This window comes from Neobacillus niacini (genome assembly GCF_048572935.1).
In the GTDB taxonomy this organism is placed as follows: domain Bacteria; phylum Bacillota; class Bacilli; order Bacillales; family Cytobacillaceae; genus Neobacillus; species Neobacillus niacini.
Map to the genome: position 1 here is coordinate 4,667,491 of NZ_CP183883.1, position 21,463 is coordinate 4,688,953.

Genomic DNA, 21,463 nt, shown 5'->3' on the forward strand with positions numbered 1-21,463 from the left:
CATCCCTTTTGAAAGTCATCTATTTACCTGTTCTATATTATATTTTGCTATTTTCTCATATAAGTTAGAGCGGGATATTCCCAGTTTACGCGCTGCTTGGCTTTTGTTCCAATACACATGATCAAGAGTGTTTCGAATTAGCTCCTTTTCCATCTCATTAATAGTTTTCACATTTTTATAAATGATAGATTGCAACGGCTTTCTTTTATCACTTTTAACAAGTGCATTTAACAAATAATTCGGCAGGTGTTCAGGTTCAATCACTTCATGTGCAATCAGAATGGCTCTCTCTATTACATTTTCTAATTCTCTTATATTTCCTGGCCATGAATAGCTTTCTAGTATTTTCATCGTTTCAATAGAGAGTGTCGGAGACTGACGATTGGTTCGATTTGCTGCTACCTCAACTAAGGTTTTTGCCAATAAGGGGATATCACCCTCTCTGTGCCTTATTGGCGGGATGGTTAGCTGCAGGACATTTAAACGATAATATAGGTCTAATCGAAAATTTTCGTATTCAACTTCTTCCTCAAGATTTCGGTTCGTTGCCGCAATGATTCTAACATTACATGGTGTAGGTTCATGTCCGCCAACACGTGTAATTGTGCGTGTTTGAAGTACACGCAGCAGTTTTACCTGAATTTCTAAAGGCATTTCCCCAATTTCATCGAGAAACACCGTACCTCCATTGGCCACTTCAAATTTCCCAAGCCTGCCGCCTTTTCGGGCACCTGTAAAAGCACCATCGACGTAGCCGAATAACTCACTTTCTACTAAATCTCTCGGGATGGAAGAACAGTCTATTACAACAAACGGCTTCCCTTTACGCTGGCTTTGATTATGTATGGCTTGGGCGATTAATTCCTTTCCAGTTCCGCTCTCACCTTCTATTAGAATATTCGATTCTGTTTTTGCCGCAACCTTTGCTGTCTTTACCAACTCTTGCATAGAAGTGCTTTTGTGAATGATATCTTCGAAATGAAATATTGGATTGATATTGACTAAGCTCTCCAATTTTTTCATAATGATTTTCATTTCTCTAAAGGTAATGACAATCCCAACAGGATGACCATTTTCAAACAAAGGAGTAACGGAAAAAATAAGATGAATCTTGCCCTTTGGCAATTCAAAAGACACTTCCCGATTTATCCAATTCTCCATCGTTTTTAAGGTTTCAAGGGGAGAGGGGTTAAAATTGGGCAAAATTATCTTAAGAGGCTGACCAGTTATTTCATTTTCATCCAAACCTAGAATGCTAGACCCATTTTGGTTTATAAATGTAATCATTCCCATTTGGTCAACGGTCAAATATCCTTCCTCGATGGTGTTCGTAATTTGCTGCTGATATTTACTCTGCAAAAATAAAGATTTAAGATTCGGCTGGGTTACGAGTTGATAACTAAGCTGTTTTGCAAGGAGCTCTAAGATTTGAAGTATTTTTTTATTATTTTTTTCAGGATAGTTTATCACTAGCGTATATTTATGTTTACTATAGTGTGAAACCGGACGGGCATATATCCATTCTGATTGAGCTACCTCATAAGATATAGCGTTTGAATGAATATATTCTTCCCACTTTATCGGATTCATCCTATTACTCTGGTTTTCATCAAAAATGATTTTTCTCTCCTGGATATCGTAATGGCAATGGTAGAGATAAAGATTATTTAGAAGAAAAATTTCTGTTATTCCTGTTTGAAAACTTCCAATTGAACTGCAAACCTTTAGAAAACAATCTATTAAAGGCTGCTCTAAGGTATTCATTCTACATTCACCGCCTTATAAGATATCATGTACAAATAGGACATTGATACAGCGGACACTTTCATTTAACAAGAACTCCATATGTACTAGGAAAGTATATCATATAGTCTGACTATTTTGAAATATCATCATTTTATCCATAACATTGTTAAACCACTAAATTTCACTATCCATTACCAAAGAGAATTTTCGATAGAAAGACTACAACCGCAACTGTAATACTACTGATGACAGTAGTTAATAGAACCGCTTGTGAGGCATATTCCGGGTAATTATCATATTCAAGCGCCAGTAAAGCACTATTTCTTGAAGTGGGAAATGAACTGGCTATAAATAGTGCCTGAGCAGTTATTCCAGTTAATCCAAGAGAGTATATAACTACTAACCCAACAATAGGAGAAATTATCAACCGGCCGATTACTATCCAAACAATGGGTTTAGAAATTCGTGTAATCTTTAAAAACGCCACTTGAGCTCCGAGTGTGACGAGGGCAACTGCCAAAAACGCGTTTGATGAATTTTCAATTGGCTTCCACAAAAACGGAGGAATTTGAATATGGAGCCATTTCAACAATATCGCCAATAATAAAGCGTATATAACCGGAAGACGGATAATTTTTCGTATGATATCTCTACCGCTGCTTTGGGCAGAGACACTGTTGAAGAATCCATATGTAAAGGTAAGGAGATTTTGAAAAATAGAAATAATAATTTGGATTGACATGCCGGCAGGATTAACAGCAAAAACTAATTCACTTACAGGGAGACCATAATTTCCTGAATTGCTCAAAACCATGCTGTTTTTAAAAGTAGATGACAGCTTACGGTCAAACCTGTTCGCTTTTGCAATAACCATACTGGTAAGGATAAGCAGAACATTAAAAAGGATTAAAAATATTAACGTTTGGCCAATTAACTCACTTGACATTTTGCTTTCATAAATATTTACAAAACAAACCGCTGGTAATAAGAAATACACCGTCAATGTTGACAGTGTAGATAAATCCAGCCTTATTTTCCGCTGCAGTAAAGCGCCTGCCCCAATCAATAGAAATATCGGAAAAATGATATCCAACAAGATATGAAATAAAATATTCATACAACTACCCTTCTCTCCATCTAATGAAAAAAAGGAAAAATGCAGTTTATTTAAAAATATGCTCTGTTATTATTTATTGTTGATTTCGTTTAGGGCCGAGAATTCATAAGCGGAGAATTTCCGGCTATTGTATAAAGATGATCTTAAGAAGCAGAAATAAACGGAGATATTCCGGTTAACTGCTTTAAATAAGACAAATTCCATGGATTTCGATACAATAAGCGGAAAAACTTCGCTTATTTTTAAAGAAATATGGGTAATTCGCAATTTAAACGGAAATTCTCCGCTTATTTTCCAAACACAGTTAGATCAACATTCAGTTTTTAAGAGCAAAAAAATAAATTGCATTTTCCTATTTCCTATACCACCTGATCATTAAAATAAATAACCTCTGATAGAATCTTACAACCTGAAACATTATTAAAAACTTCTCTAGCTTCTTTTTCAGAAGTAAATTCAAACATTGAAATATTGTTTTCCTTTGAATAGACCGTGATTATCCACATTAATATTCATCCCCTATCGATTTTCCTTTGTTCTCAATCTAGTTAAAAAGGAATAATTGACAATAGTATTGCAACGGTCATCATAACCAGGGTTGAACCACAAGCCCATTTAAGGAATGCGCGCTGTAAGTCCCCAAAATCTTCTCCCACCATACCGACTAATAAATATGTTGAAGGTACAAGAGGGCTTAATAAATGGACAGGCTGCCCCAATAGTGATGCTCGTGCGAGGAACTCAGGATCAATGCCATAGACACTTGCTGCTTTGGCAAGCAATGGCAAAACACCATAGTAAAAGGCATCATTTGACATAAAGAATGTTAAAGGAGCACTGATTATAGCGGTAATAATAGCAAAATGTGAACCAAGTACATCTGGAATATACGTAATCATGGAGTTTGCCATCGCATCGACCATTTTTGTGCCTGTTAGGATACCAGTAAAAATACCTGCAGCAAAAACCATCGAAACAACCGACAACGCATTATCTGCATAATTTGCAATTCGTTCTTTTTGATCACTTAATTTTGGATAATTAATCGTAATTGCCAAAGCAAATCCAAGCATAAATAATACAGTGGTTGGAAGTACTTCTTTAATTAGCGCAACTAACAGGATAATCGTAATAAAATAGTTTACAAGTATTAACTTTGGTCGTTTTAAATAGGCGTCCTCTGATGTAGCCGCTACCATTGACATTGTGCTGTGATCGATTTGCAGTATACCAACCCGTTTCCGTTCTTTTATCCCTAGAAAGTAGGCCATGAGCAAAACGAACAGCACTCCACCCGCCATGCTAGGTATTACCGGGGTAAAGACATCTGACATCTCAAGATGTAATGCCGTCATGGCTCTCGCAGTTGGTCCACCCCATGGAAGAAGGTTCATGACTCCTGAAGCTGATACAGCAATTCCGGCAAGGATTAACGGTTTCATACCGATTCGTTTATACAAAGGTAACATCGCAGAAATCGTAATCATGTACGTCGTAGTTCCATCTCCGTCAAGGGATATTAAAAGTGCAAGAACGGCAGTTCCGATGGCTATTTTTACTGGATCTCCCTTTACAACTTTCAAAATAGTAGAAATAATAGGATCAAATACTCCTGCATCAATCATGATGCCAAAAAAGAGAATAGCGAATAGGATCATAATCCCAGTTGGTGCCACACTTTTTATACCTTCTAGCGCCATTGGTCCCATTTCCTTACCAAATCCGCCGATTAATGCAAAAATGACAGGAACAACGATAAGGGCAATCATCGCCGGAAGTCGTTTTGTCATAATTAAAATCATAAAAGTAATAATCATCAAAAACCCTAATAATGCAAGCATCGTCTTCACCTCTTTTGTTTGTAAATTAAATATAATCAAAATATTCAGTTGTGAAAACGTTACCAAAATAAAGTTATTAACGTAAATAAAATTGATTTTGTACATTTTGTTCACAGTAGGATAATATTTCCATATAGGATTTTTCACTGACTGTATCCAAAAAAGTATAAAAAAAAGAAGGTCTTTGGCCCCCTCTTTAAACTGGATAATATTTTCTTTCCGGTCTTCCCACAATTCCATAAACCACTTCTGCTCTTACCTCCTGTTTGGAGGAAAGATATTCCAGGTATCTTCGTGCAGTGATTCGAGAAGCACCCATTTCCTTGCCAACATCCTCTGCGGAAAGTCCCCCTCTTTTTACATGAAAAACAGCCTTAACTTTCCCTAAGGTAATTTCGTCAATTCCTTTTGGCAATCCCGCACTCTTTGTCGGCTCTTCCTGTTTCCCTTTACGAAATAGCAGATCTACATAATTCTGATTTACTTCTTGATTGGCAGAAAGAAGCGATTGTTTTTTAATATAATCCTGGATGACTTCATCGAATCTTTCCCTGCTTACAGGTTTAATTAAGTAATTCTCAACACCATAGCTTAATGCCTTTTCAAGGAAAACCTTATCTATTGCCGCTGTTATCATAATAATACTGACCTTTGGGAATTTCCCCCGGATTACAGGAAGCAACTCAGAACCAAGTATATCCGGCATATACACATCTAACAGCAGTAGATCTGGGTTTTGCTGCTCCAATATTTGCAAAGTCTGCTCACCATTCAATGATTTGCCAACTACATCGATTTCCTTAAACTTTTCCAAAAATTTCTCATGAATATCAGCTATTCGAAAATCATCTTCCGCTATAGCCACTTTTATCCTATCCAAGTTCCTCATCTCCTTGCAAATTCTTTGGAAGATAGACAGTAAAAACAGTTCCACTTTCCTGATTGCTTTGGACCTCAATAATCCCATTCAGCTCTAATACCGCTTCTTCAGCATTTGATAGACCAAATCCCCTTAATTCGGACCCATTTTTGGAGGTATACCCTCTTTCAAATAGAAGAGGAAATTCTACATCGCTTATTCCTTTTCCATTATCTGAAATTTCAAAAATAATATCTTTTCCAATATCTGTTGCGAAAAACTTTACCGTCGGGATTTCACAATCATAGACGGCTTCAAAGGCATTATCAATTAAGTTTCCAAGGATCACGATTAAGTTTGATAGATTAACATGGGAAGGTAAACTATCCAAATAGCTATCTGAAATAATTTCAAACTTAATTTTCCGCTCGGACGCTTTTCCTAATTTCCCTAGTAGGATCGCCTGCACTTTTATATCTTTGATCTGGTTAAAAACCACTGTATTTTGAAATTGCAGCGTTTGTGTCTCACTTTGAATCATCGCGATTGCTTGGTTATATTCTCCAAGCTGAAGCAAGCCCAATAAAACATATAATTTATTGGTAAATTCATGTGTTTGGGCTCGGAGATCTTCCGAATAACTTTTTACCTCGGATATCGTATTTAACATTTGTTTAATTTCGGTTTTATCACGAAAAGAAGCAACAACCCCCTTAATACCTGATTCATCAACGATAGGGGTACAATTAACAATCACTGTTTTATCTTTCCAAACCATTTCTATATCTGTTTGAGCGTTCCCTGACCTTAATACTTCATACAAATAATTAGAAGGAAACAGCCCATCTACTTTCCTATTTTTTACTGTTCCCTGAAGCTGCAGAAGCCTCTTTGCCTTTTGATTCATCATGGTAATAAAGCCTTTATTATCAATCGCTAATATCCCTTCTTTTACAGAATGCAGGATAGCATTTTTTTCTTTATACAGAGTGGCAATATCATAAGGCTCAAGCCCCATTGTATCCCTGCGTATATTCCGTCCAAGTAACATACTGCCTATAAGGGAAATCAACAGTGCAAAGAAAGAAACAATGAGCACTCTCCTGATGTTATTTACAATTTGCTGATGGACATCTTCTAATAGAAATCCTACGGATACAATTCCGATAATCTTACCTTGATGATTAAAGATAGGAGATTTCCCTCTAATGGACGGTCCGAGTGAACCCTCCGCCTTCGAGATATAATACTCTCCTTGGACAAGCGCTCTTTCATTATCTCCTCCTGTCATTTTCCTCCCAATTTTTGTATCCAATGGGTGCGAATATCTGGTTCCATTACGATTTCCGATGACGACAAATTCTGCACCGGTTTCTTTTCGTATCTTTTCTGCTATAGGCTGTATCGTTTTAGAAGGATCAGGCGTTTGAAAGGCATCGATGATGGTTGGAATAAACGATACGGTTTTCGATAATTCCAATGCCAGCCTTCCCTTATTTTCCTCAATTTGTTTACTCTCCATATAACTATAGAATCCTGTCATTAATATGATTAACAATAAACCTAGTGAGAGAACCAGCCCGAATATTTTTGTTTGCAGGGAAACTTTCATTGACTTCAGGCAGAAAACCTCCTATTAAAATAACGCTTAAATCTTAGTTGCTTTGCTTGAAACGATATAAACTCGTTCAGGCCTTCCTACTGTTCCATATGATAAATCCGCTTCTATATTTTCATTCGATACTAAGTGTTCAAGGTACCTTCTAGCGGTGGTTCTGCTTACTCCTATTTCTTTCGCGACACTCTCTGCTGTTAGTCCATATTCAACTTTCCCGAGAACTTCCATCACTTTTTCTAGTGTTAATGGGTCGATTCCTTTTGGGAGATAAGACTTTTCATTTCCAACTCCCTCTGCTTCTTTCCGTAACAGCCTGTCTACCTGCGCTTGAGTCACATGGGTATTTTCTCTTCTATATTGTAATAGCTTTCCATGATAATCCTTATATCTCAGTAACGATTGTTTAAAGCGGTCAAAGATGACCGGTTTGATAATATAATCAAATACACCAATACTAATTGCCTCTTGGACCTGTGTAATTTCTTTTGTTGCTGTAATCATAATAACATCCATTTGTTTCGATTGTTGTTTTGCTTCTTTTAGCAAATCTAGTCCGTTCATATCAGGAAAATAAACATCTAACAGAAGTAAGTCTGGCTGCAATATATCAATTAAGGTTTTAGCCTCAACATAGCTTGCCGCAATCCCGACCGTTTGAAAGCCTTCAATCTGTTCTAGAAACCTCTTTTGAATTTCTGCTATCCTTAAGTCATCTTCAACAATTAATACTTCAATCTCTCTGTTCCTCTTCATTTCACAATCTCCCCCTGCTCTTTGGGTATAGCCACAGTAAAAATCGTACCGTCCCCCACATTTGATGAAAATGTGACATATCCCCCTAAGCCTTTGATTGCCTTCTGAACTAGACTAAGCCCAATTCCTGCATTACTATTGGTATTCTTAGTCGTATAGCCTGCTTTAAAAATCTGTTCGTTAATAGTAGTATCGATTCCTTTTCCGTTATCCTCTACTTCTATAATCAGTTCCTTTCCAAGGTCGGTTAAAAACAACGAGACTCTTTTCTCTTCTTTTTCATTCTCCCTAACTGCTTCAAAAGCATTATTGACAAGGTTGCCAATGATGGTGACTAATGAATCTCTGTTGATATCATGTGGTAAATCTTTAAAACTGCTCTCTCTATCTATTGAAAAATTAACTTTCCATTCGCTTGCTAGACTTACTTTCCCTAATATAAATCCAGCAATAATGGGATCAGGGATTTCCTTCATTAAAAATTGGATAAATCCTTGTGTGACATCGACTTCCTTAGAGATAAAATCAATCGCTTCCTTATACGACCCTAGTTGAATTAAGCCTAGCAGGGTATAAAGACGATTGGAATATTCGTGGGTTTGAGCACGCAGACCTTCTGCATAGGCTTTTACATGTGATAATTCCTGCAGTAACTGGGCAAGTTCCGATTTATTGCGTAAACTGGCGACAGCCCCAATCACATCACCTTTCTTATTAAAAATCGGAATCCGATTAGCCAAAAATATATCTCCAAAGATGAGAATTTCCTTATCATATTCTGCCTGTCCATTTCGAACTACTTCAAGAAGATTCGTATTTTCTAGAACCTCTTCAATCCTCTTTCCTCGGAGAAGTATCTCATTTGGAACCCTCAAAATTTTATGTGCGGTTTCATTCACTACTGTGATTCGTCCATCAGTATCAATGGCAATAATCCCTTCATGAATGGACTCTAAAATGGCATGTTTCTCTTGGTACATCCAGGCGATTTCTTTCGGTTCTAGTCCAAACATTGCCTTTTTTATATTTAAAGAAATGAGTAATGCAGCCAGTAATCCTCCTATTAAAATAAGCAGTGTCGCAAAAAAGATTTTTTTCTGTATCTTTGAAACTTCCTTTTGAATATCAGTCTGTAGATATCCGACTGAAACAACACCAATCACTTCCCCCTGGCTAAAGATAGGGGCTTTTCCACGTAGAGACGGACCCAGAGTTCCGGTAGATTCTGAGATAACAGATTCTCCTTTAAAAACAAGTCCATTATCTCCCCCAACCATTTTTTGTCCTAATCGTTTCGGATTGGGGTGCGAATAGCGAATTTCATCTCGGTTCCCGATAACAATAAATTCTGCCCCAACTTGTTTACGAATGCTTTCTGCAATCGGCTGGATTTGTGCCGCAGGATTTTCGGCTTCAAACGCTTCCTTGATATGTGGCATATTTGCAATCGTTTGGGCTACAGATAACGCTTTAGAACCTATTTCATGTTTAAGATTGTTTTCCATAATATTCTTAAAGGTAATCTCAAAAATAACTCCAATCGAGATAATTAAAAGAAGAATGACAAGCATTAATTTCGAATGTAAACGCACGCAACCACCTCATTACTTATTATAGTAAAAAAACTCCTTAAATAAAGGAGTTTTCAAATTATTATAAATTTTTAACCTTCGATATTAATAATTACATCTTTCCCTCTTCTTTTCATCATGAACGGTATGAGCAGCCAAAGAACGGTGATAATTAGAAAAACAAGTGAAATCGGCCGAGTTAAGAATACACTGAAATCTCCATTAGAAATCGTTAAAGCTCTTCGTAAATTATTCTCTACCATCGGCCCTAACACCAATCCTAGTACTAAAGGAGCGATTGGATAATCGTTTTTACTTAAGAAATAGCCAAGAAGTCCACATCCCAATAAAAGCAAAAGATCATTCGTTGATACTTGGACAGCATAAACACCAAAAATCGAGATGGCAATAATCATAGGAATCAAGAATTGCTTTGGTGTTTGAATAATCTTTGCAAACACTTTGACTAGTGGTAGATTCAAAATTAATAGCATGATGTTCCCGATAAACATACTCGCTATCAGTCCCCACGCCACCTGAGGATGGTCCTCAAATAATAACGGCCCCGGTTGGACGTTATACATCATCAGAGCTCCCATTAAAATAGCCGTAGTACCTGAACCAGGAATCCCTAATGTTAATAATGGAATCATTGCTCCCCCTGATGCCGCGTTATTCGCCGATTCTGGTGCTGCAACCCCTGCAATGGTTCCTGTTCCAAACTTTGATGGTGTTTTCGAGATCTTTTTTTCAAGAATATAAGAAAAGAAGGAAGCTAGTGTTGCCCCAGCACCTGGTAATATACCTACAAAGAAGCCTAAGAGCGAACCTCGGGCAATAGGTCCTGCGGATTCTTTTAACTCAGCTTTAGATGGAAGTAAATTATTTATCCTTGCAATCTCGGTATCTTCCTCTTCCTTTTCCAAGATGGTCTTAAAAACCTCACCAAGCGCAAACAACCCTACCGCGATCGTTAAAAACTCAATTCCCTGATACAGCCACGGAACATCAAAGGTAAATCTAGCAATTCCAGATACATTGTCGATTCCAATCGTACCAAGTAATAACCCGAAGATAGTCATTATTAATGCTTTTGTTACGGATTTTCCAGCTAATCCGCTGACAGCCCCCAGCCCTAAAAGCATTAAGGAAAAATATTCAGCAGGACCAAACTTAAGTGCGACAGCTGATAATGGTTTTGCTAATGCAATCAGTGCCACCAGGGTAATTATCCCCGCCACGAAGGAACCGATTGCTGCAATAGATAGGGCACTCCCTGCTCTCCCTTTCTTGGCCATCTGGTAACCGTCCAATGTCGTCACGACAGAGGAAGATTCTCCTGGTGTATTTAATAGAATGGAAGTGGTCGATCCGCCGTACATCGCTCCATAATAAACTCCAGCGAGCAGAATAATTGCGCTTGTTGCTGCATGTTCTGGCGGGAGGCCGCCGGTAATGGATGCGGTTACCGGAATAAGAAGAGCAACGCCACTCATCGGTCCAATCCCAGGAAGTACACCAACAGCAGTCCCAATTAAAACCCCAACAAAGGCAAATAGGATATTATACCAAATAAGTGCCGTTTGGAATCCTTGAAATAAATAATCTAGTGTACTCATGCTTCAATCTCCTTTCCAAAAGCCTTCTCTTTAACTACTGAAACCAAATTGGCCAATCTGGCAGTGTCCCTTTTAAAACTTCTACATATAAAAAATAAACAAGTCCTGAAAAACATGCAGAAATGATAAGGGAAAGAATCACTTTTGAACGTTCCATCGTTTGAAAGCAAACGAATAAAAACAGGAAGGTTGTGATGACATACCCGATCGTTTCCAACGTCAATATGTAAACCAATGTAGCAATAAAAATGATTAAGAAAGGCTTGTACTGTAACTTTTCCTTCGTCCCCTGTTGATTCTTCGTGACGAATGTTTCATAAAATAAACGGATACTTAATAAAACGAGTGCGCTGCCAAGAATCAATGGAAATATATCAGGCCCAACGGCACTTCCATAGGAAGAACTTCCAAGACTTCTGCTCCCAATGATAAAAAGAATACCTACGGCGAGAAACAAGACTGAAGCGATGTAATCAAATTTTAATTCCATTTTTAATCCTCCTTCAGAAAAAATAGAGGAAGGAGAAAGTTAACTCCTTCCCGAGGAAGGAGCGAGTTCCTCCTTCCCGTCATCTTTATTTTTGCATTCCTAATGCAGTTAATAATTGCTGGACTTGGCTTTCTTGTTCATCTAAGAACTTTTTGAATTCAGAACTGTTTTTATACTCTAGTTCCCAGCCTTGTGTCTCTACTTCTTTTTTCCATTCAGGAGAGTTAACGAGCTTATCAATAGCTTGTTCCCAATATGTCTTGGCTTCTTTAGACATTTTTTCCGGACCAAACACCCCGCGCCAAATCGTAAATTCTGCATCGACACCTTGTTCTTTTGCAGTTGGAACATCTTTAAAATCACCAGCTAAACGCTCTTCTGAGGTAATCGCCAACACGCGCACCTTGCCCGCCTTTAAAAATTCTTTAACACTGGAGGCATCGGTACCAATTACATCTGCGTTACCGCCTAGTAGTGCTGTTATGGCTTCCCCGCCCCCATCATAGGAAACGTATTTCACTTTTGTTGGATCCACTCCATACTTATAAGCAGGTAAAATGGAAATTAAATGGTCCATAGATCCAGGTGCAGATCCGCCTGCAAATGTTAGTTTACTAGGATCTTTCTTTACCTCTTCTAAAACGGATTTTAAGTCTGTGAATTTGGAATCTGCTTTTACCACAATCGCCCCAAAATCTTTTGTAAGCTGCGCTAATGGTGTTGTATTTTTATAGCCATATGGGCTGTTTCCTTCTTTTTTCAGATTGTTAATTACAATCGGTGGTGAATTAACAAAGAGCATGTCATTATTTTCAACTTGCTGGGTAGCATATTCAGCCATAAAGACTGCACCGCCGCCGCCAGGCTTATTTTCAACCGTCATAGGCTGATCAACGATTTTCGTTTCACCTAGTACTTTAACGAACGCACGAGCGGTTAAATCCCATCCGCCCCCTGCCCCTGATGGTGCCACAACTGTAATCGCTTTCTTAGGGTAGCCGGTCCCTTCTTCCTTCTTTTCTGTACTACCTGTCTCTTTACTGTTGCTGCAAGCACCAAGACTTAGAGCCAATGCACCTGCAACCATTACTGCTGAGATTTTTTTGATAGAAAACATTTCATTTCCCCCTTGTAAACGTTTTCTTAATTTTACAAAACTTTTGAATATTTAATAGATTATACATTTAAACAGCATTAAAAACTTATTAACCATTTTGTTCATATTGTTCACGAAGTGTATGCAGATCTTTAGAATATAAAATGGCTATATCGGAGAGGATAAAATTGAGGTGTTTATATGAATCTACAACGTGCCAAAGAAATTCTATTAGCCGACCAAGAAATATCCGTTCACTATCATGGAATTCCTGTGTGGATTGAAAGTATAGATGATACATCGATTAAGGCCGTTGTATCTGAAAGAGGAATTCATAGTAAAAGACAAATCGTACCGATTAATGATTTGGAAGAAACGGGAGAGTATTACACTGAATAAAGACAACATGTACATCTCCAATTTCAACTACTAAAACAGCATAGCTCGTCAACAAAAAATCCCACCTTTAGGTGAGATTTTTTTGTTTCTACTAGTTCCCCTTTTGCCTCAAATATCGTTTATCATTCATAAATAAACTCCAAAAGTAAATGAAGCCCGGGAAAAGGATGGCGAATCCAACGATATAGGTGATAAACACGGCTTTAAATGAGTTAGGGTCTGTAAAGGCCGACTCAATCGTAACATTTGGATAGATGATATAAGGTAAATGAGCCTTGCCATATACATAGCTTGCAATGAGGTATTGAATGGTAACTGCAATGACAGCGAGTCTTGGCATACCTCGTACCCCTTTTTGAAAAGGATTGGACGCATATAATCCGTAACCGATGATTAAAAAGAACCCAACCGAAATCAATAGTAATGGAAGATCTTCCATCATTTTAGTATATAACCATCCCACTTCACTTTTTAGCGTCAGCATAATCAGCAATGCCATTATTAAGGAAATCGGTCCAAGGATTTTTCCATCGCGAAGGTAAACACGATATGCTTCCATTTCATTCGAAGCCTTGGAATAATCCGCTAATAGTAAAGATGAGAGAAAAAGTGTACTCGTGATTGCAAACCCAATAAAGGCATACTCATTGGGGCTCGTAAAGAGCTTAGTAAGGTTTAAATTGGCATTGGCATTGCCATCTACAATATCAACATAGTGACCATGTGTAATCGGCAATACACTAATTAACAGGCCGGGAATAATGATTCCTGCAATACCAGAAATGTAGGTTAACGGCTTTTTGTATTCCGTAGCAATATTTGAAAAAACTAAAAAAGCACTCCGTAATGCAAGCAATAGAAGGATCAAGCTGCCAGGAATCAGTAATATCGTCCCCAATATATTGGCCGCACTTGGAAAAAGGCTATAGACAGCAACAACCAACGCAACAATAAAGGTATTTGTCACTTCCCAAGTTGGAGATAAATAGCGATTGGCAATGTTCGTTGCTTTCGTTTTTTCCCGATTAATGTAAACCATTGACCAAAAGCCGGCTCCAAAATCCATTGTGGCCATAACTGCATAAATAAACACGAACCCCCATAGCACGGTAATTGCAATAAGAGCGTCAGCCATACGTTTCTCCTCCTATGAATTTGAACTAAATAATGGGGTGCTTTTTTTCTCAGCACGCTCGATATCATCTAATTCTGTGTTTTTTCTAAAGAAATAGAGTAATACGAACACCACAGAAAGCCCTAGGATGATGTAAACAACAATAAACGATATAAATAGAGGACCTAAGTTGGTTGCCGTCGTTGCAGACTCTGCCGTCGATAAGATGTGGTAAATGACCCACGGCTGACGGCCGGTGCATGCGAAAATCCAACCACATTCTATGGCGATGACAGCCAGAGGACCTGTCGTTACCAGCCCCCAAAGCAGGATCCTTGGATAATGTGTTTTTTTCAAAAATTTCCTCCATGCGAAAACAAGTAAAGGAACCATGATAAGTGCGGACCCAATAAACACCATTCCATTAAAAAGAGTATGGATAAATAATGGCGGCCACAGTTCCTCTGGATAATCGTTTAAGCCAACAACCACCGTATCAAAGCTGTTTCCCGCAAGAAAACTCAATGCCCAAGGAATCTCAATAGCTCCTTTTATTTCCTTTGTTTTTGGGTCGGTAAAACCACCAATGGCTAAGGGTGCATGGGATTGTGTTTCAAATAACCCTTCTGCTGCAGCTAATTTTTCCGGCTGGTATTTATGCAGGTATTGAGCAGATTCATGTCCATTTAAAGCAGTTAGAAAAGCAAAGATCCCCCCCACTACAAGACTTAGAACCAGTGCTTTTTGGTGAAAAAGATATACTCGCGATCCAATTTTATTTTTCAACATTTTAAAAGACGCAACAGAAGCAACCACAAAAGCTCCTACTACATAGGCAGACAACGCCACATGTGCGGCTGTAACAAAAAAGCTTGGGTTAAAAAAAGCTGCCCAAGGGTCAATGTCGAGAAATTTCCCATCTTCATAACGGAAACCAGCCGGTGTACCTTGAAAGGCATGGACATTGGTAATTAAGACTGCAGAGGACAGTGCCCCAATTGCCACTAAAACTAAACTAACGATTCGCATCCAAGGAGCTATTCTTTCTGCTGCATAAACGTAGATCGACATAAACAATGCCTCAATAAAAAAGGCATAGATTTCGATTTGGAAAGGAAGAGGCATTACTCTACCTATCACTTCCATAAAACCCGGCCAAAGTAACGATAATTGAGTACCCGCAATCGTACCGGTGGGAATCCCTACGCCCAGTAAAACTGCAAATGCTTTAGTCCAACGTTTCGCCATTACTACATAATCTTGATCTTTTGTTTTTTGATAAAGAAGTTCTGCAGCTAAAATCATGAGCGGCAAGCCAACTCCTATCGTGGCAAAGATAATATGAAAAGCCATGGTTGTTCCAAATAAGGAACGGGCTATTAAGATGTCACTCAAAAATAGTTCTCCCCTTACGTAGTATAGTCTTGATAATTATTTCCAAAAGGTCCAATAATATGTAAACTTGTGTTTTCTAAAATCTTATTTATGAAAATACGCTACCAATAAAAAATCTCACCTCCATTTGAAGGTGAGATACATTTATATTACATATTGTGACCCATAGTAGGCATGTCAGAAACGATTGTTGGATCGACCATTCCAGCAATCATAGCAATGTGCGCAAAAATCAGGAACATACCTACAAAGGTTGCGTGAACTTTTAATTTTCCTTCTTGGGTTTTGTTTTTATAAATCAAATTTAAATCCAAAAGTGCCATGCCCAGCAATGGGACAATCCCTAATAGGTAAAACCCTACTGCCACTACATCAATCCAACCATGCCATTCTCCGTTTGATGTAATCGGTATAACAGCATTAAAGAATAAGTAAATAAAAATACCAGTGAAATAAATTCCTACAAAAATAGATGTGATTTTGTTGACCAATCTTAATTTGCCAGTCAGATTTCTAGTAAACAAAATCGCTAATTCTGTTACAGCGATCGTTTCCGCACAGATAACCGGAATGGCCATAAAAATAATCAGGTTCCATGGTTGATTGTCTGCTAGCAGGCCCATATAATGTGTCATGTTCATTTTCTTACATCCTCCTAAAACTTCTTTATTTTATTTCGCTGCAGATTGATTTTAGTTTTAGGATATAAAGATTGGATGAAGAAACTGTGACAATAACATGACACATACCTGGCTTGTGATTTTTAATAACACGCATGATAAATGACGTCATAATGGCCTTTCATTATATTGAAAATGTTTCCAACTTAAAGTATATTAAAATTTAAATATAAAAAATAGTCAGTTTATAGAGACTCTTTTACTAGACTATCAATATTCTTTTTAAAGGAGGAATTTGAAGGTGAAGAGTAAAGGTTTACGTTCACAAAGAGAGTTTGTTCGTGCATTATTAGAGCTTTTGGCTATAGAAGATTATGATACTATTACCATTTCTCAAATCTGTAAAAAAGCTGGATACAATCGTGTTACGTTTTATCAAAACTATGGTGATAAAGATGAACTTTTAAATGAAATAATTGACACGAAACTAAATGAAATGGTGGAAACACTCAGAAAAGTTCACAATATATACCCTGATGAATCTTTTTCTAGGCAGAATAAAGTAGAGGCACTCCTCTTACTTTTTGATTATATGCTTGAAAATGTTCATTTCTTTAAGGTCGTACTGAAAGATAATAAAATAATAGGGTTCCGTCAAAAAATGTTCGATGCCTATAAAGCTTCAGTAGAAGAAAGTTTTATAAGTCCACTTTATAACCCTGATAACGACCCTGGGATAAATGATTTTTATCTTATGTACGCTACCTCTGCAGCATTAGGCGTATTACTTTATTGGATAAACGAAGGATTAGATAAATCTCCTAAATATGTCACTGAACAACTTAACATGATTACAGAGATACGGCCCCATGACTTAATCCTAGGAACCATTCCATTTAGGAAATCAATTTTAGAAGTAAAAGATGTAGAGACGGATCCAAGAATTCTTCGGACTAAGCAAGCGCTTAAGAACTCATTGGTCAGTCTAATGAAGAACCATCATTATACGATGATAAAAGTTAATGATATTACAAACCATGCCGAGTATAATCGTTCAACATTCTACTCTCACTATAAAGACAAGGATCAACTATACCAAGACATCCTTGCTGATTTTGTAAACGGTATAATCTCAGCCTTGAAAAGTAATCCGCAAATAAATAAGATTGATGAGGAACAGTCTACACCCCTTCATCATATATTTGCCTACATCTATCAAAATCGTACACTATTAGAAATAATGTACAGTGATAAAAAAGTTCCTGGTTTTTTTAATTTTATGTACAACCGTTTAATTGACATGTTTTATGAAGAATTAGATGGACAGATCGAGGTGGATACCATCATTTACTGTCATTACATAACGTCCACGTTAATGTCAGTTATTGGCCATTGGATTTTAAACAAGGTTAAGTATTCCCCAAGTTTTCTTGCTGAACTATTTATCGAACTTCTAAAGAAACATCCAATTAAAAATCCTCTCTAACCTGTTTTAATCGGTTCGAGTTTACCATTGCTCCTTGTTCAGATGTCCAATAGGTAATAACTCCAATCAGCCCGCCTGTAATAAAGTGATTGAATGCGTCTTGATTCATTTCTTTTTCCATAGAGTGGCTCAATTGAAGTTGTTTCTGATGGTATTGGTAGATTTTTTCATAAATGTCCTTGGATAGGCAGCTATTTTTATTTTGTGAACTCATAAGTTTATATAAATTAGAATGTTCCTTAAGATAATAGAACAGTGGTAACTGATGATTCTCTATTTTATGGGAAAGTGCTGTAGATAAATAAGAACGATGCAGAGCATCAATTAATCCTGAATTTTTCTCATCTATTATTTCTTTTAATAAATGCTCTTTATTTTGATAGTGAGAATAAAAAGTGACCCTGTTACATAGGGCAGTTTCAGTAATTTGCTTAATGGTTATTTCGTGGTAAGGGCTAACTGAAAGTAAGGAGATTAACGACTGCTTGAAACTTTTTTTTGTCCGCCGAATTCTCGGATCAAGTTTAACAAATTTTCTTTCTACCTCAACTTCGTAATGATTAGGCTGAAATAAGTTTTCTATTGGTCTTTTAAAAATTTCATGCAATTGCTTTGCCATATATTTTGGAGAATAAGCAAACCCTTCTCGAATCCAATAATGGATTACACTAAAAACTGCTGAGGATAAATAATGAATGTATGCTTCTTGATTAAGCCTTGTTTTTAACGGAATATTGTATGTGATTGTAATTTCCTCATTTAAGAACTTCCATATACCACGATATAAATTTTCAAAAGCTGTGGGCACTATCTTTCTAGCATAAACTAATTGGAAAAAATCGGCATTTTCATTAATAAACTGAAAAAGGTTAATAATCCAAGAATCAACCGTCACTTTTACTAAGGATTTCCCATTTGTATCAGATTTATAGATTGACTCGAATAAGCCATTAATTTTATCTTGTATCATTTCATTCAATAAGGTCTTCTTATCTTCATAATGAGCATAGAACGTTACTCGACTATACTGTGCCAAATCACATATATCGTTAACTGTAATGTCTGAATAATTTTTATCAACAAGTAAAGTGAGGAGTGTTTCCTTTAACATATGTTTGGTTCGAATCACTCTACGATCATCCTGTTTTTTCCCCATTGCTACACCCCACATTATAAATAAAATTACCCATTTACTTCCCTTCATTTGATTATTAAGTTACATATTTTTATTCAAAATTGTACGAGTAATCCCATTAACCATCAATAAACATTTGAACCCTTTTTGTTTATTAAACTACAATTACATTTATTTTGTGGATTAAGCCAAGAATAAACTACACTTTTTCAGCTTCATCATGTGTTTATGTAATAGTACTTATAGACTACAAGAGATTGATTTATGTAAGGAATTTAGCAATTTCCTAACATATACCACAACTTTGTAGTTTACCCGTCACTTCACAGTAATCTGAATATTGAAAACACTGTAATTTTTACTATTATTAACTTACAGATATTACTATAAAGAAAGTGGGGTTATGCAGTTTTGGAACGAAAAAATGGATTAGTTATTTCAGGATTTTTAGGTCTATTTATCCTAATTGTTTTCTTTACTATTTTCCTATCAAAAGTAGAGAATTCAGAGAAGGTGGATGGAAAACCCCAAGAAGAAAAGGTAGAAGAAAACGAAAAACCACCTGTGGTATTAGACCCTATTACTCCAGCATTTACAAGCAACGAATTGACAGCGCTTCCAAGTGAAAACTGGATTGGTAATGGTGGAAATGTATTTAATCAACGTTATTCTACCTTGGATGAAATCAACTCCAGCAATATTAAGAATTTAAAGGGAAAATGGGTAACCAAATTAGGTTCTGGACTTGAATTTAAGTATTCCGGAGAAGCGTCACCAGTGGTTTAAAACGGAGTAATGTATGTGATTACTGGTGCACATGAAGTCTCAGCCATTGATGTTAAAAACGGAGACATTATTTGGACCTACAAACCAAATCTTCCCGAACTAACCACCGTGTGCTGCGGCTGGACTAGCCGGGGTGTAACGATTGCCGAAGGAATGGTTTATGTTGGGCTTTTAGATGCTCGTTTAGTAGCACTGGATCAGAAAACAGGCAAAGAAGTTTGGTCTACTGTAGTTGATGATTGGAAAAAGGGTTATACGATAACAAGTGCACCACTCTATTACAATGGTAAATTGTACACGGGTATTTCTGGCGGTGAATATGGTACGCGAGGTCGGGTTACGGCCTATGAAGCGAAAACGGGTAAGGAGCTTTGGCGTTTTTATACCATTCCAGGACCTGGCGAAATTGGACATGAAACCTGGCCAAGTGACAATGATTCCTGGAAACGTGGAGGAGCTCCAGTTTGGCAAACCCCTGCTGTAGACCCTGAATTAGGAATGATTTACTTTTCAACCGGAAACGCTGGTCCCGATTTAGATGGAAGTGTGAGGAAAGGTGATAATTTATTCGCAGCTTCCATTGTCGCGATTGATGCTGAAACAGGGGCATACAAATGGCATTTCCAAGAGGTACACCACGATATATGGGATTTAGATGCACCGAATCCTGTCGTTTTATTCGATACGGAAAAAGATGGTAAACCTGTAAAAGGACTTGCGCAGGCAGGTAAAACAGGATGGGTTTATATTTTAGATCGAACAAATGGGAAACCTTTAGTAGGAATAGACGAAGTACCTGTGCCACAGGATGAACGTCAGGCTACCGCAGCTACCCAGCCGATTCCAAAAGGTGACGCATTCGTTCCTCAAGGTGTAACAAAAGAGGATATTGCGAAAGATGCACCTAAGTATGAGGGTAAGTTTGGGAAAATATTTGACCCATTCTGGGAAGAGCCACTTCTCTTAAAACCAGCCGCAGCTGGAGGGGCAAACTGGCCGCCATCTGCTTACAATCCAGATACGGGATATTTTTACGTAGTGGCAACGGATCAATATCAGCTTTTTACAAGAAGCGAAGAAGAGTTTAAAGAAGGAAGTATGTATCTAGGCAGTATTATCGCACCTGTCGATGATTCACCAAGAAGAGGCACCGTGACCGCGATTGATGTAAAGACAAATAAAATTGCTTGGCAGAAAGTATGGGATGACAGTGCCTATAGTGGTGTGGTAACCACCAAGGGAGGACTTGTCTTCGTCGGTCATAATGATGGAAGATTAATCGCTTTTGATGCAAAAACCGGTGATCAGGTGTGGGAATTCATGACAGACGCAGGAGTAAACGCGCCTCCAATCACCTATGAAGTGGATGGTGTACAGTACATTTCTGTTCTTGTCGCAGGAAATTCTCTTGCTGGAACGAAACATGGAGATTCCTTATGGACTTTCGCTTTGGATGGTACCATTGAATCAGGTACTGATATTACGGCATCTAGCAACCAAAATGATAGCAATGACGGTGGTACCGGCGCAACAGTGAGTGTTGATGAAGGTAAAAAGGTGTATGAAGGGAATTGTCTTGCTTGTCACGGAAATGAAGGCACAGGTGGACATAATGGACCAGATTTACAGCTTAGCCAAACAGCCGAAGACGCAAAAAAGGTCATAGAAAGAGTCAAAAAAGGCGGAACCACTATGCCAGCTTTTGCTGATTTATTGACAGAAGCACAAATACAAAATGTTGCTGCTTATATTTCTGAGGTTGTCGCGAAGAAGCAATAAAACTTTAGTGAAATGCACGAAGAAATAGTTTTAAAAAAA

19 protein-coding genes are annotated in these 21,463 nt (G+C 37.6%); 4 read left to right on the plus strand and 15 right to left on the minus strand.

From position 1 onward, the window contains the following. Positions 1 to 15: 15 nt before the first annotated feature. The 11 genes from ACN6MT_RS23000 to ACN6MT_RS23050 all read right to left on the minus strand — a co-directional run bounded on the left by ACN6MT_RS23000 (position 16) and on the right by ACN6MT_RS23050 (position 12,731). A complete protein-coding gene (locus ACN6MT_RS23000) occupies positions 16 to 1,764 on the minus strand; it encodes a sigma-54 interaction domain-containing protein (RefSeq protein WP_419888220.1) in 1,749 nt (582 codons plus the stop codon). Positions 1,765 to 1,930: 166 nt separating this feature from the next. After that, entirely contained in the window at positions 1,931 to 2,863 is a 933-nt protein-coding gene (locus tag ACN6MT_RS23005; RefSeq protein ID WP_419888221.1) for an AEC family transporter, read from the minus strand. 359 nt (positions 2,864 to 3,222) lie between these two features. After that, positions 3,223 to 3,369 (minus strand): hypothetical protein, encoded by a 147-nt coding sequence (locus ACN6MT_RS23010; protein WP_419888222.1) that lies wholly within the window; start codon positions 3,367 to 3,369, stop codon positions 3,223 to 3,225. A 42-nt stretch (positions 3,370 to 3,411) separates the two neighbouring features. After that, positions 3,412 to 4,944, minus strand: a complete 1,533-nt coding sequence (locus ACN6MT_RS23015) for a CitMHS family transporter (protein ID WP_419888223.1) — start codon at positions 4,942 to 4,944, stop codon at positions 3,412 to 3,414. Beyond that, positions 4,901 to 5,593 carry a response regulator gene (locus ACN6MT_RS23020; RefSeq protein ID WP_419888224.1) on the minus strand — a complete coding sequence of 231 codons (693 nt, stop codon included), beginning with the start codon at positions 5,591 to 5,593 and terminating at the stop codon, positions 4,901 to 4,903. The genes ACN6MT_RS23015 and ACN6MT_RS23020 overlap by 44 nt, the downstream gene beginning before the upstream one ends. Then, complete coding sequence (locus tag ACN6MT_RS23025) at positions 5,577 to 7,175, minus strand: ATP-binding protein (RefSeq protein WP_419888225.1); 1,599 nt, start codon at positions 7,173 to 7,175, stop codon at positions 5,577 to 5,579. Before ACN6MT_RS23025 ends, ACN6MT_RS23020 begins: the two co-directional genes overlap by 17 nt. Before the next feature lie 36 nt (positions 7,176 to 7,211). Further along, positions 7,212 to 7,934 carry a response regulator gene (locus tag ACN6MT_RS23030; RefSeq protein ID WP_419888226.1) on the minus strand — a complete coding sequence of 241 codons (723 nt, stop codon included), beginning with the start codon at positions 7,932 to 7,934 and terminating at the stop codon, positions 7,212 to 7,214. Then, a complete protein-coding gene (locus ACN6MT_RS23035) occupies positions 7,931 to 9,526 on the minus strand; it encodes an ATP-binding protein (protein ID WP_419888227.1) in 1,596 nt (531 codons plus the stop codon). The genes ACN6MT_RS23030 and ACN6MT_RS23035 overlap by 4 nt, the downstream gene beginning before the upstream one ends. Before the next feature lie 71 nt (positions 9,527 to 9,597). After that, positions 9,598 to 11,124 carry a tripartite tricarboxylate transporter permease gene (locus tag ACN6MT_RS23040; RefSeq protein ID WP_419888228.1) on the minus strand — a complete coding sequence of 509 codons (1,527 nt, stop codon included), beginning with the start codon at positions 11,122 to 11,124 and terminating at the stop codon, positions 9,598 to 9,600. Between the two features lie 34 nt (positions 11,125 to 11,158). Then, the gene (locus ACN6MT_RS23045) at positions 11,159 to 11,614 is read right to left on the minus strand and encodes a tripartite tricarboxylate transporter TctB family protein (RefSeq protein ID WP_419888229.1); all 456 of its coding nucleotides are present in this window, start codon (positions 11,612 to 11,614) and stop codon (positions 11,159 to 11,161) included. A gap of 85 nt (positions 11,615 to 11,699) precedes the next feature. Next, the gene (locus ACN6MT_RS23050) at positions 11,700 to 12,731 is read right to left on the minus strand and encodes a Bug family tripartite tricarboxylate transporter substrate binding protein (protein ID WP_419888230.1); all 1,032 of its coding nucleotides are present in this window, start codon (positions 12,729 to 12,731) and stop codon (positions 11,700 to 11,702) included. A 180-nt stretch (positions 12,732 to 12,911) separates the two neighbouring features. Here ACN6MT_RS23050 and ACN6MT_RS23055 point away from each other — a divergent pair, with 180 nt between their 5' ends. Continuing rightward, positions 12,912 to 13,109: an H-type small acid-soluble spore protein gene (locus ACN6MT_RS23055; RefSeq protein ID WP_419888231.1), complete on the plus strand. Its 198-nt coding sequence runs from the start codon at positions 12,912 to 12,914 to the stop codon at positions 13,107 to 13,109. Between the two features lie 91 nt (positions 13,110 to 13,200). On the opposite strand, the gene ACN6MT_RS23060 is transcribed toward ACN6MT_RS23055, so the two are convergent. The 3 genes from ACN6MT_RS23060 to ACN6MT_RS23070 all read right to left on the minus strand — a co-directional run bounded on the left by ACN6MT_RS23060 (position 13,201) and on the right by ACN6MT_RS23070 (position 16,259). Further along, positions 13,201 to 14,244 (minus strand): cytochrome d ubiquinol oxidase subunit II, encoded by a 1,044-nt coding sequence (locus ACN6MT_RS23060; RefSeq protein ID WP_419888232.1) that lies wholly within the window; start codon positions 14,242 to 14,244, stop codon positions 13,201 to 13,203. A gap of 12 nt (positions 14,245 to 14,256) precedes the next feature. Further along, a complete protein-coding gene (locus tag ACN6MT_RS23065; protein WP_419888233.1) occupies positions 14,257 to 15,618 on the minus strand; it encodes a cytochrome ubiquinol oxidase subunit I in 1,362 nt (453 codons plus the stop codon). A gap of 149 nt (positions 15,619 to 15,767) precedes the next feature. Continuing rightward, positions 15,768 to 16,259 (minus strand): DUF6803 family protein, encoded by a 492-nt coding sequence (locus ACN6MT_RS23070; RefSeq protein ID WP_419888234.1) that lies wholly within the window; start codon positions 16,257 to 16,259, stop codon positions 15,768 to 15,770. Between the two features lie 280 nt (positions 16,260 to 16,539). Between ACN6MT_RS23070 and ACN6MT_RS23075 the strand changes: the two genes are divergently transcribed. Then, positions 16,540 to 17,724 carry a TetR/AcrR family transcriptional regulator gene (locus ACN6MT_RS23075; protein WP_419888235.1) on the plus strand — a complete coding sequence of 395 codons (1,185 nt, stop codon included), beginning with the start codon at positions 16,540 to 16,542 and terminating at the stop codon, positions 17,722 to 17,724. Here the strand turns inward: ACN6MT_RS23075 and ACN6MT_RS23080 are convergent. Further along, positions 17,708 to 18,880 carry a TetR/AcrR family transcriptional regulator gene (locus ACN6MT_RS23080; RefSeq protein WP_419888236.1) on the minus strand — a complete coding sequence of 391 codons (1,173 nt, stop codon included), beginning with the start codon at positions 18,878 to 18,880 and terminating at the stop codon, positions 17,708 to 17,710. The genes ACN6MT_RS23075 and ACN6MT_RS23080 overlap by 17 nt on opposite strands. A gap of 390 nt (positions 18,881 to 19,270) precedes the next feature. On the opposite strand from ACN6MT_RS23080, the gene ACN6MT_RS23085 reads away from it, so the two are divergent. Together ACN6MT_RS23085 and ACN6MT_RS23090 are read left to right on the plus strand one after the other, a co-directional pair. Next, positions 19,271 to 19,645, plus strand: coding sequence for a hypothetical protein (locus tag ACN6MT_RS23085; RefSeq protein ID WP_419888237.1), 375 nt, complete (start codon positions 19,271 to 19,273; stop codon positions 19,643 to 19,645). 15 nt (positions 19,646 to 19,660) lie between these two features. After that, the gene (locus tag ACN6MT_RS23090) at positions 19,661 to 21,424 is read left to right on the plus strand and encodes a PQQ-binding-like beta-propeller repeat protein (protein ID WP_419888238.1); all 1,764 of its coding nucleotides are present in this window, start codon (positions 19,661 to 19,663) and stop codon (positions 21,422 to 21,424) included. The last annotated feature ends 39 nt before the right edge of the window (positions 21,425 to 21,463 follow it).